Genomic DNA, 11,049 nt, shown 5'->3' with positions numbered 1-11,049 from the left:
AACGCTCGATGGCGGAGGAACGCTCGATGGCGGAGGAACGCTCGATGGCGGACGAACACGGCTACAGGGGTGGAAACGGATGAGGGACCTGGTACCTGGCGCGAACGGGCCGTTGCCTCCCGGCCCTGTCTCGGTCCGGCTCGCCGGTCCCTTCGACGTCTGTGCGCTCGTCACCGGCGCGAACGGCAAGGTCGCCGCGGACAACGACTTCGTGTTCTACAACCAGCCCAGAGCGCCGGGCGTGGCGCTCTCGGGCAGCGCGGTGACCGTCGATCCGGGCCGGCTGCACCCGGGCGCCGAACGTGTCGTGATCGCCGCCAGCCCCGAGGACGGTACGACGCCCTTCGGACGGCTGCCAGCTCTCGCCGTCACCATCCATAATGATCATGATGCCCTCATCGCCCGCTTCGCGCCGCCGCCGTTGTCCCGCGAGACCGTGGTCACGCTGGTGGAGATCTACCGGCGCGGCCCCGCGTGGAAGATCCGGGCGGTGGGGCAGGGGTACGCGGACGGCCTCGCCGGTCTCGCCCGGGACTTCGGAGTCGCCGTCGGCAACGGCGGCAACGGCGGCAACGGCCAACACGACCAGGGCCAACGCCGTGCCCCTCCCCGGTACCCCGACTCCACGGGTCGGGGTACCGGGGAGGGCGGTCTGACCCTCGTGCTCGCGCGGGTCGTCACGCTCACCAATGCCGAGCGCGCCCGGGAGGGTCTCGCGCCGCTGACCGTCGACGACCGTCTGGCCGCCGCCGCGGAGGCGCACAGCGTGGACATGGCGACCCGTGGCTTCTTCGCGCACACCAGCCCGGAGGGACGCACGGTGTCCGACCGGGTGAGCGCCCTGGGCTACCGCTACGCCCAGGTCGCCGAGAACATCGCCGCCGGCCAGAACAGCGCGGACGAGGTGGTGACGGGATGGATGAACAGCCCCGGCCACCGGGCGAACATCCTCATCCCGCGGCTGCGCCAAATCGGCATCGGGCAGGCCACCGGCGGCGAATATGGTTTCTGCTGGACGCAGGTCTTCGGTACCCTGCTCTGACCACTGGCACTCTGCCTGCTGGGTCGAACGGATCACGATTTTCCTGCGCCGGTCCCAAAGAACCGCCAGAACCGGTGACATCGCCGCCGCAGGCGAAAAACCTGCGCAACCCGGCTGCGCACGTTCCGCCGGAACCGATGGGAAAGACAACGTCACAAGTCTTCGCCCACGCCTGGAGAAGTCCGCGTCGAATCTCCGGACAACGGCGTTCGGCCATGCCCGCGAACCACTGATCTAGCGTCCTTCCTGGTTGAGTCAGCTTTCATCGACAAGCTCGACCTGCGTTCCACAACCCAGGACAGGACTGGAGAATGCGTACAGAGGATCAACGGGACGGGACGGCGTCCCAACCCAGGAGATATTCGAACGGCCGTCATGCGCGGACTCAAGCACGTCGCCACCGGCTCGGCGGTCTGCTGCTCACCCTCACCGTGGCCCTGATGACCGGGGCGTTGACCGGACCTGCCCGCGCGCAGACCCCGACGATCATCGAGGACGGCACCATCGGCACCGGGATCAACCAGGTCTCCTACTCGGCGGGGTGGGCGAAGTGCAGCGGCTGCATTACCTCTCCGAACAACAGCTTCTACTACTCGGCGACCGCCGGTAGAGTTGCCACGATCCGCTTCAGTGGAACGCAGGTCAACCTCTACGGCGCCAAGGGCCCGATCGGGGGATTCAGCACGGTCCGCCTGGACGGCGGCCTGCCCACCAGCGTCGACACCTACTCGCCAAACGCGACCGTCACCCTGCTCTACAGCTCGGACAAGCTCACCGCCGGCACGCACACCCTGACGCTGACGAACACCGGGCAGCGCAACACCTCCTCGAGGGGCAACAACGTCGGTTTCGACCGGGCGGAGATCACCACCGGAGCGAACCCGCCGCCGGCCCCGCCGTCCTACGCCGGGCCCCGCTCGGGCAAAGGGTGGCTGACCGGCACCTATCCCGACCCGGTGATGAACCAGCAGAACCTGGAGTCGTTCTGCACCTGGCGCGGCGCGCCCTGTGACTTCACCCTGCTCTACACCACCCGGAACAACTGGGGGAACGTCAGCCAGCCGGTGGACCTGCTGCGGACCTTCGCCACCTGGCCCGGCCGGTTGATCATCTCCATCCCACCCTTCCCGGAGAACATCGGCGCCAGCAACGAGACGTGCGCCACCGGGGCCTACGACGAGTACTGGAAAACCTTCGGCCGCGTCCTGAACGCCTACGGCCGGCAGAACTCCTACCTGCGGCTCGCCTGGGAGGGCAACGGCGACTGGTACGAGTGGTCCGCCACCAACCCCACGGCCTACATCAACTGCTGGCGTCACGTCGCGGACGCCATCAACTCGACCGCGGAGCCGGACCCCATCCTGTGCTGGTGCCTCAACGCTCACTACTCGCAGAACCCGCCGAGCCACAACCCGATCGACATGTACCCGGGTGACGCCTGGGTGGACGGGGTCGGCCTCGACGCGTACGACCACTGGCCGCCGTCCCGGACGAAGGCCGAGTTCGACGCCCAGGCTAACGCCCCCGGTGGGCTGAACTACTGGTTCAACTTCGCCCGCGCGCACAACAAGCTCTTCGGTGTCGGCGAATGGGGGGTGGTGAGTGGCAGCGGAAACAACGGCGGTGGCGACAACGCCAATTACGTCCAGTGGATGTACGACTGGTTCGTGGCCCATGCGGGCAAGGGGCTGGCCTACGAGTACTACTTCAACAACTGCGACCCGAACAACGTCGGTTCGAACCTGTACCGACCGCTCAGCGCCGCGTGTCTCTACCTGAACCGGCAGGCGGGCGCCCGCTATAAACAGCTCTACTCCAGGCAGTAGGGTCCGGGGGTGATGCCGGGTGCCGCCCGCCGACGACGATCAGTGGGCGGCACCCCTCCCCCCGAGGAGGTCCTCAGCCGGGCCGCCGGTCGCGGCAGGGGCGTAGCTCGACCGATTCGTAGGCCGCCGGGATGTACCACGATTCGCGGCCGTCGTCCCACCGGACGATGAACGGTGGCCGGCCGCTCTCGCCACGAATCTTGAGTATCACACCGTGGCGCTCGGTACGACCCGTTGCCGAATTACGCACGACGAGGCGGTCCCCGACCCTGGCGTACATGATGTTTCCGGTGTACATCAAGATTCCCTCCCGCGATCTGTTCGCGGCCCGTTCGCGGCCTGTTCCGGCATCAGTGCGCCACCACTCCGTCGAACAGGTCGGTTTCCACGCCGGAACCCGAGCCCGGGCCCACCGTCCCCCGGGCCAGCACGAAGTTCTCGGTGGCCTTCGCTGACCGGCCGTTCCCGTCGACCAGGGCGAAGAAGAATCCGTCCACGGTCATCTGGCTGCGGTGGGCCCGCATCGCCGCGATCTTCGCGGCGAAGAAGCCCGGCGCCTCGATCGTCGTGGTGACCTTGGTATCGGGAACCGACAGCAGCATGTCCGAGGGCATCGTGATCCCCTCGGGGACCGTCTTCGCCAGGTCGGACCGCCAGATGCGGTCCACCGCGGACTCGACCGCGGAGTGGGACAGCGCCGTCTCGTACAACTTCGAGACCTGCCAGGTCGGACCCGCGTCGGGAGCGAAGTCCGGATCGGCCGCGTCGGCGAAGGCCCGGGCGGTGACGTCGTGCGCCCTGATGTGATCGGGATGGCCGTAGTCCCCGATCGCGTCGTAGGTCACCATCACCTGCGGCCGAACCTCCCGCACGATCCGCACGAGCGCCTCGGACGCGTCGTCCATGTTCGCCCGCCAGAAGCAGCGCGGGTCGTCGTTCGCGGGGCTGTCCAACATGCCGCTGTCCCGCCAACGACCGGCGCCCCCGAGGAAGCGGTAGTCGCTGACACCGAGCTCGGCACACGCCCGTTCCAGCTCCCCGATCCGGTATCCGCCGAGCTGGTCCGCGCGGTCCGCCCGCAGGTTGGTCAGCTCGGGGAGCAGCACCTCGCCCATCTCGCCCAGCGTGCACGTGACAAGGACCACCTGGGTGTCGGGATCGGCGGCGTAGCGGGCCATCGTCGCCCCGGTCGCGATCGTCTCGTCGTCGGGATGAGCATGGACGAACACGATCCGACGGGCAGGCAGCGCACCGGAACCTTGAGTAACCGGCATGGCTTGACGGTAGGGGCGCCCCACGGACGGCGCATCTCGACTATCGAACCGGTAACTTACGGATACAGAGCCCGCAATCGCGCCGTTAACCCATAAGAGATAAACAGCTCACAGATCGACGAATCGACGAAGGCGGGCGGAAAGAACAAAGATCTTCATCCAAGCATGATCCGGGGAACGGGAAGGGCATGAGTGATGCACCCGCCAGACAGGACGTCCGATGGACTCGGGAGGCCATTCGCCGAGTCGAGGCCGACACCAACAGATCGGCGGACACCCACCTGTTCCCCCTGCACCTGTGGCCGGCGGAACGGGGCGTGGACATCTATCTGAAGGACGAGTCGACGCATCCCACCGGCTCGTTGAAACACCGCCTGGCCCGGTCGCTGTTCCTCTACGGGCTGTGCAACGGCTGGATCCGGGAGGGGACGACGATCGTCGAGGCGTCCTCCGGGTCGACGGCGGTCTCGGAGGCCTACTTCGCCCGCATGCTCGGACTCCCCTTCATCGCCGTCATGCCCGCCTCGACCAGCGCTCAGAAGATCGCCCTGATCGAACGTGAGCGGGGTCGCTGCCATCTGGTGGCGGACGCCACCACGGTGTACGCGGAGGCCAGGCGGCTTGGCCGAGGCCACGAACGGTCACTACATGGACCAGTTCACCTACGCGGAACGAGCGACGGACTGGCGCGGCAACAACAACATCGCCGAATCGATCTTCAATCAGATGGCGTTGGAGCGCCATCCCATCCCCACCTGGATCGTCGTCGGCGCCGGCACCGGGGGCACCAGCGCCACGATCGGGCGTTATCTGCGGTACCGGCAGCACAACTGCGCGCTGTGCGTCGTCGATCCCGAGGGCTCGACGTTCCACCGCGCCTGGTCCACCGGCGACCCGCACGCCACCGGCGGGCACTCCCGCATCGAGGGCATCGGCCGCCCACAGGTGGAGCCGAGCTTCCTCCCCGACGTCGTCGACCGGATGATCACCGTGCCCGACGTGGCGTCCGTCGCGGCCATGTTGTTCCTGGAGACGCTGACGGGCCGCCGGACGGGTGCCTCCACCGGGACGAACCTCTGGGGCGCGGTGCGGCTCGCCTGCGAACTGGTGTCCTCTGGTCACCGCGGCAGCGTGGTCACCCTGATCTGCGACGGCGGCGAACGGTACGCCGACACGTACTATTCCGGTTCCTGGCTCGACGCGGCCGGCCTCGACCCGCGGCCGTTCACCGAGATCCTGCGCCAAGCCGTGACCTCCACAACCTGGCCGGGCTGACACGGCCTGGCCGGCGCGGTGGCGACCCACCGAAAGCGATGCTACGGTTCCTCCGATCACTAAATGCTACCGGCAAATTACCTACTGCGGTGATTTTATGCGGAACCTGTCGCAGGACCCGGCCGGACAACGACCGGCGGACTCCGAGCCCGCCCGGCACGGCGGGACGATTCTAATCGCCGAGGACGACGCCGCGTTGCTCGAGGTCGCCCGGCGGATCCTGAGCCGCAACGGCTACGAGGTGCTGGCGGCTTCCACCGCCCTCGACGCGTGCTCGATCGCAATCGAGCACCGGGGCGACATCCACCTGCTGCTCACGGACGTCATCATGCCGCGCATGCAGGGCACGGAACTCGCGAACCGCATCCGGGCCCAGCAACCCGGCATCCGGGTACTCTACATGTCGGGCTACGCCGATCCCGTCCTCACCGCGCAGGGGAAGCTGGACCCAGGGGTATCGCTGTTGACCAAACCTTTCTCCGAACGCACCCTGCTGGACAAGGTCCGGCAGGTCCTCGATGCTCCCCGCTGACCGGCCGCGTACCCGGGGGGGGGACGCAGGGACGTTCAGGGAGAGACCGGCCGTCCGCGCAGGACGATGAGGTCCGGGGCGCCGAGCACCGCGACGTCGGCCCGCGGGTCGCTCGGATACACCACCAGATCGGCCCAGGCGCCCTCGGACAGGCCCGGATAACCGAGCCAGGAGCGGGCCCCCCAGGTCGCCGCGTCGAGCGCGGCCGCCGCCGGCAGCCCGGCCAGGCGGAGCTCGGCCACCTCCGCGGCGACCAGCCCGTGCGGGAGGCTTCCCCCGGCGTCGGTACCGACGAAGATCGGGATGCCGGCATCGTAGGCCGCCCGCACGGTGTCATGGCGCCGGGCGTGCAGGGCGCGCATGTGCCGGGCATAGGCGGGGAACTTCGCCTCGGCGCCCGCGGTGATGTCCTCGAAGGTCGAGATGTTCACCAGGGTCGGCACGATGGCGACCCCCCGCTCGGCGAACAGCGGGATCGTGTGCTCGGTGAGACCGGTGGCGTGCTCGATGCAGTCGATCCCCGCCTCGACGAGATCCGCGAGGGAGTCCTCGGCGAAGCAGTGGGCGGTGACTCGGGCTCCGGCGGCGTGCGCCGCGTCGATCGCGGCCTTCGCCACGTCCGCGGGCCAGCACGACGCCAGGTCGCCCAGCCCGCGGTCGATCCAGTCGCCGACGAGCTTCACCCACCCGTCGCCCCGGTCGGCCTGCGCGAGGACCTCGGCGACGAGGTCGGCCGGCTCGACCTCCGCCGCGTAGTTGCGGAGGTACCGCCGGGGCCGGGCGATGTGCCGGCCGGCCCGCACCAGCCGGGGCAGGTCGTCACGGGCGTCGATCCACCGGGTGTCGGCCGGGGAGCCGGCGTCGCGCAGCAGCAGCGCGCCCGCCGCCCGGTCGGTGATGATCTGCTGCTCGGTGGTGGGCCTGTCGACGGCGCCGTGCGCGGCGAGGCCGACATGGCAGTGAGCGTCGACGAGGCCGGGCAACACCCATCCGGAGACCGTCCGTACGTCCCGGGCCGCCGCACCGGTGGGGGCGGAGAAGGTGATCCGGCCGTCGACGACCCAGACCTCGTCACGGACATCCGTCGGACCGACCAGCACGCCGCCACGGATCCGCAGCGTCGGCACGCTCATATTCACGTCATATCCCTATCATCGTCGTCCGGTCACCGGCGCGCCGGCACCAGGCCCGTGGCGAGGACGCGCCGCCTGATCGGGCCCCGGAAGCACTCAGACGTCGAGCTGCGACTCGACGGCGCGCAGCCGATGACGGGCCAGCGCGAGGTTCGCGCGCGACTTGTCGAGCACCAGATAGAGGAACAGGCCACGGCCGGAATGGCTCTGCAACAACCGGATCAGATGATACTGGCGACCCAGCGTGATCAGGATGTCCTCGATGGTGTCCTGAAGCCCGAGACTCTCCATCGTCCGAATCTTCGCCCGGATGACCTCGGTGTTTCCGGCCGCGGCGATCTCGAGATCGATCGCATGCGTGTTACCGGCCGTTCCGAGGGTCATTCCACTGGTGAAGTCGACGAGGGCAGCCCCAAGCGCCCCGCTTATCTCGAGCGATTCCTTCAGGGCAATGTCGACGCTGTTCATATCGCCTCCCGTGTGTTCGAGGTCGACGGCAGCTCCGACGCTGCCCCCGTTGTGCACTGGCGCCAGTTCACGCGAACCGCGTGTTGGCAGTGGTCCCCGCAACCAGTCCCCCCGCAGCCAGTCCCCGTAGACCGGAAACCGCCCGATCTACGACCGCTCGCACAACTTTAAGCCCACCCGACCGGATCGCGTGCGGGTGGGCGGAAAAAATGGGCTCGGTGGACGGGCGGACCACACGCCGAACCAGAAAAAGAGATGGCGATTCACTCGAAAAAACCCGACCGCCCCGCCGCGAAAGGTCCACCTCATCGAATATGTTGCACGAGAGCCTGAAGATGACAGATCACGTGCCGGCGGAGGTCGGTCCGGCGAGGAGTCGGGTGCCGTCGGGAAGGTTGCCCGAGGCTTCGGCGTCGCGGAGGTACTCCCACAGGACCCGTTGCAACTCGACGGCGGCACGGGTCGGCTCGACGTCGCGGCGACGCGCCAGCCCGATGGTGCGTTGCAGCCCCGGGAGCACGAACGGGGTGACCCGCATGCCGAGCCGGTGGGCAACCGTGCTCGGAATCACCGCGCTGCCCAGACCCGCCGCGACGAAACCGAGCACGGCGTCCATCTCCCCGCCCTCGATCGCGAAAATCGGCTCGAATCCGGCCTCCCGGCAGGCCGTCACGGTGGCCTCCCGCAGGTCGTAGCCGCGGCGGAACATCACCATCGGGTGGTTGCGCAGATCGGCCACGGTTAGCGGGCGCCCGGCGACGATCGGTGGCTCGTCCAGCGACGAGACGAGGACCAGGCTCTCGCGGATCAGCGGCGAGGTCGCCAGTGCCGGGTCGCTGCTCTGCAGCGGAAGGATGATCAACGCCAGGTCCAGGCTGCCCGCGGCCAGATCGCGGACAAGGTCGCGTGATCCCCCCTCCTCGACCAGCAGGCGGATGCCCGGGTACCGCTGGTGGAACAGTCGCAGCACGTCGGGCAGGAAGCCGGTGCACAGGCTCGGGGTGGCACCGAGGCGCACCGTGCCGTGGCGCAGGTCGAGCAGCTCGGTGACCCGCTGGCGGGCGGTCTCGGTGTCGGTGAGGATGCGCCGGGCGAGCGGCAGGAGCGTCTCCCCCGCCGGGGTCAGGCTGATGTTCCCCCGCGCGCGGTTAAACAAAGGTGTGCCCAGCTCCTGCTCCAAGGCGCGGATCTGCTGGGACAGGGACGGCTGGGCGACATGCACCCGCTGGGCGGCCCGGGTGAAGTGCCGGGTCTCCGCGACGGCGACGAAATAGGCGAGTTGGTGGAGCTGCACGCCGCCAGCGTAGACGTCGATAGGACGGCACTATCGAGTCCAGGTTTATCATGTCTTGGACCACTGGAGGGAGTACGCTCTAGGGTGCGCTCGTGGCTGTGACAACCCCGGCGCGATCGGCGTCCCCTGCGCCCACCCCGCGGCCCCCGCGATCTTCGTCCGTCCTGCGCAACCTGTGGCGGTCAACCATCGGCAAAAAGACCGTGATGGCCGTCACCGGGCTGCTGATGCTCCTGTTCCTGATCGCTCACATGCTCGGGAACCTGAAGATTTTCTTCGGCCCTAACGACTTCGACCAGTACGCCGGCTGGCTCCGGGCGATCGGCGAGCCGATCCTGCACGATACGTGGTACCTATGGATCCAACGCGTCGTGCTGGTGCTGGCCGTGGGCCTGCACGCGGTGTCCGCGTACCAGCTCAGCCGGCGTGACCTGCGGGCCCGGCCGACAAAGTACGTCCACCGCCAACGAGCCCGGGCCAGCTATGCCACGCATGTGATGCGCTACGGGGGAATCACCCTCGCGTTGTTCATCGTGTACCACATCCTCGATTTCACGACGCTGACCCTCAACCGACACGGGGTCGAAGGTGCCGCCTACGACAACGTCGTGTCGAGTTTCAGCGTGTGGTGGGTCACGCTCATCTACATCGCCGCCATGATTTCCCTCGGGCTCCACATCCAGCACGGCTTCTGGAGTGCGGCCCAGACGCTCGGTGTCAACAACCCGAAACGGGACCGAGTTTTCAAGGCCTCCGCCAATGCCCTCGCGGTTCTCCTCACGGTGGGATTCGTGATCGTCCCGGTGTCGGTTCTCGCCGGCCTGGTGGATTGACGGCACGGCACTGGGCCGACGGGTCGCTGGGCCGACGGGTCACTGCACTGGTGGATTGAACAGCCGACGGCTCCGCGGCCAACATTGCGCGGCGCGGTGCCGGAAGCATGGGAAGGGCTGACATGTCGTTTTACAACCTCGGTGCCGACATCGCCGACACCGCGGCGCCGGACGTACCGATCGAGCAACGCTGGGACAAGCGACGCTTCACCGCCAAGCTGGTCAACCCGGCCAACCGGCGCCGCCACACCGTGATCGTCGTCGGCACGGGGCTCGCCGGTGGCGCCGCCGGCGCCACCCTCGCCGAGCAGGGCTACCGGGTCATCCAGTTCTGCTACCAGGACTCGCCGCGCCGGGCGCACTCCATCGCCGCCCAGGGCGGCATCAACGCGGCGAAGAACTACCGCAACGACGGCGACTCGGTCCACCGGCTGTTCTACGACACGGTGAAGGGCGGCGACTTCCGCTCCCGGGAGTCCAACGTCTACCGTCTCGCGCAGACGTCCACCCAGATCATCGACCAGTGCGTGGCGCAGGGTGTGCCCTTCGCCCGGGAGTACGGCGGCCTGCTCGACACCCGCTCGTTCGGCGGTGTGCAGGTCTCGCGGACCTTCTACGCCCGGGGCCAGACGGGTCAGCAGCTGCTGATCGGCGCCTACCAGGCGCTGTCCCGGCAGATCGACGCCGGCGGCGTGGAGATACACCCGCGCACCGAGATGCTCGACCTGATCGTCATCAACGGGCACGCCCGCGGCATCGTCGCCCGCGACCTGGTCACCGGCCAGGTCTCCACCTACCTCGCCGACGCCGTCGTGCTCGCCACCGGCGGGTACGGCAACGTGTTCTACCTGTCGACGAACGCCAAGAACTCCAATGCCAGCGCGATCTGGCGGGCGCACCGGCGCGGGGCGTATTTCGCCAACCCGTGCTACACCCAGATCCATCCGACCTGCATCCCCCGCTCCGGCGACTACCAGGGCAAGCTCACGCTGATGAGCGAGTCGCTGCGCAACGACGGCCGCATCTGGGTGCCGAAGAAGGCGGGCGACACCCGCTCGCCCGACACCATCCCGGAGAACGAGCGCGACTACTACCTCGAGCGGATCTACCCGGGGTTCGGCAACCTGGTCCCCCGTGACATCGCATCGCGGGCGGCGAAGTACCAGTGCGACGCCGGCCGCGGCGTAGGCCCGGGCGGGCTCGGCGTCTACCTCGACTTCGCCGACGCCATCAAGCGGATGGGCGAGGACAAGGTCCGCGAGAAGTACGGCAACCTGTTCGAGATGTACGAGCGGATCACCGCCGAGGACCCGTACAAGGTGCCGATGCGGATCTACCCGGCCGTCCACTACACCATGGGCGGGCTGTGGGT

10 protein-coding genes and 1 pseudogene are annotated in these 11,049 nt (G+C 68.3%); 6 read left to right on the top strand and 5 right to left on the bottom strand.

Features of this window, described 5'->3' with window-relative positions; all coding sequences use genetic code 11:
- Positions 1-79 precede the first annotated feature (79 nt).
- The gene (locus ACY5KJ_RS11345) at positions 80-1,042 is read left to right on the top strand and encodes a CAP domain-containing protein (protein WP_462186179.1); all 963 of its coding nucleotides are present in this window, start codon (positions 80-82) and stop codon (positions 1,040-1,042) included.
- A 311-nt stretch (positions 1,043-1,353) separates the two neighbouring features.
- Positions 1,354-2,868, top strand: coding sequence for a glycoside hydrolase family 26 protein (locus ACY5KJ_RS11340; protein ID WP_462186180.1), 1,515 nt, complete (start codon positions 1,354-1,356; stop codon positions 2,866-2,868).
- 73 nt (positions 2,869-2,941) lie between these two features.
- Here ACY5KJ_RS11340 and ACY5KJ_RS11335 read toward each other — a convergent pair whose 3' ends face one another.
- Together ACY5KJ_RS11335 and mshB are read right to left on the bottom strand one after the other, a co-directional pair.
- Positions 2,942-3,166, bottom strand: a complete 225-nt coding sequence (locus ACY5KJ_RS11335; RefSeq protein ID WP_462186202.1) for a DUF1918 domain-containing protein — start codon at positions 3,164-3,166, stop codon at positions 2,942-2,944.
- Between the two features lie 52 nt (positions 3,167-3,218).
- Positions 3,219-4,142 (bottom strand): N-acetyl-1-D-myo-inositol-2-amino-2-deoxy-alpha-D-glucopyranoside deacetylase, encoded by a 924-nt coding sequence (gene mshB / locus ACY5KJ_RS11330; RefSeq protein WP_462186181.1) that lies wholly within the window; start codon positions 4,140-4,142, stop codon positions 3,219-3,221.
- Positions 4,143-4,330: 188 nt separating this feature from the next.
- On the opposite strand from mshB, the pseudogene ACY5KJ_RS11325 reads away from it, so the two are divergent.
- Positions 4,331-5,417: pseudogene (locus ACY5KJ_RS11325) on the top strand (PLP-dependent cysteine synthase family protein).
- A gap of 97 nt (positions 5,418-5,514) precedes the next feature.
- The gene (locus tag ACY5KJ_RS11320) at positions 5,515-5,949 is read left to right on the top strand and encodes a response regulator (protein ID WP_462186182.1); all 435 of its coding nucleotides are present in this window, start codon (positions 5,515-5,517) and stop codon (positions 5,947-5,949) included.
- A 35-nt stretch (positions 5,950-5,984) separates the two neighbouring features.
- Here ACY5KJ_RS11320 and ACY5KJ_RS11315 read toward each other — a convergent pair whose 3' ends face one another.
- The 3 genes from ACY5KJ_RS11315 to ACY5KJ_RS11305 all read right to left on the bottom strand — a co-directional run bounded on the left by ACY5KJ_RS11315 (position 5,985) and on the right by ACY5KJ_RS11305 (position 8,844).
- A complete protein-coding gene (locus ACY5KJ_RS11315; RefSeq protein ID WP_462186183.1) occupies positions 5,985-7,082 on the bottom strand; it encodes an amidohydrolase family protein in 1,098 nt (365 codons plus the stop codon).
- A gap of 96 nt (positions 7,083-7,178) precedes the next feature.
- On the bottom strand, positions 7,179-7,550 hold the full coding sequence (locus ACY5KJ_RS11310) for a hypothetical protein (RefSeq protein ID WP_462186184.1): 372 nt from the start codon (positions 7,548-7,550) through the stop codon (positions 7,179-7,181).
- A 343-nt stretch (positions 7,551-7,893) separates the two neighbouring features.
- Positions 7,894-8,844 (bottom strand): LysR family transcriptional regulator, encoded by a 951-nt coding sequence (locus tag ACY5KJ_RS11305; protein WP_462186185.1) that lies wholly within the window; start codon positions 8,842-8,844, stop codon positions 7,894-7,896.
- A gap of 92 nt (positions 8,845-8,936) precedes the next feature.
- On the opposite strand from ACY5KJ_RS11305, the gene ACY5KJ_RS11300 reads away from it, so the two are divergent.
- Both ACY5KJ_RS11300 and sdhA read left to right on the top strand, forming a co-directional pair.
- On the top strand, positions 8,937-9,677 hold the full coding sequence (locus tag ACY5KJ_RS11300) for a succinate dehydrogenase cytochrome b subunit (RefSeq protein ID WP_462186186.1): 741 nt from the start codon (positions 8,937-8,939) through the stop codon (positions 9,675-9,677).
- 122 nt (positions 9,678-9,799) lie between these two features.
- A partial coding sequence (sdhA, locus tag ACY5KJ_RS11295) for a succinate dehydrogenase (quinone) flavoprotein subunit (protein WP_462203331.1) occupies positions 9,800-11,049 on the top strand: 1,250 nt, incomplete at its 3' end.

The sequence above is a fragment of the Frankia sp. CcWB3 genome, assembly GCF_977927595.1.
This window is presented reverse-complemented; position numbering and strand designations above follow the sequence as displayed.

Bases quoted from the DNA above. Each gene is read 5' to 3' on its own strand.
- ACY5KJ_RS11345 (WP_462186179.1), top strand. From the start codon at position 80: ATGAGGGACCTGGTACCTGGCGCGAACGGGCCGTTGCCTCCCGGCCCT.
- ACY5KJ_RS11340 (WP_462186180.1), top strand. From the start codon at position 1,354: ATGCGTACAGAGGATCAACGGGACGGGACGGCGTCCCAACCCAGGAGA.
- ACY5KJ_RS11335 (WP_462186202.1), bottom strand. From the start codon at position 3,166: ATGTACACCGGAAACATCATGTACGCCAGGGTCGGGGACCGCCTCGTC.
- mshB (WP_462186181.1), bottom strand. From the start codon at position 4,142: ATGCCGGTTACTCAAGGTTCCGGTGCGCTGCCTGCCCGTCGGATCGTG.
- ACY5KJ_RS11320 (WP_462186182.1), top strand. From the start codon at position 5,515: ATGCGGAACCTGTCGCAGGACCCGGCCGGACAACGACCGGCGGACTCC.
- ACY5KJ_RS11315 (WP_462186183.1), bottom strand. From the start codon at position 7,082: ATGAGCGTGCCGACGCTGCGGATCCGTGGCGGCGTGCTGGTCGGTCCG.
- ACY5KJ_RS11310 (WP_462186184.1), bottom strand. From the start codon at position 7,550: ATGAACAGCGTCGACATTGCCCTGAAGGAATCGCTCGAGATAAGCGGG.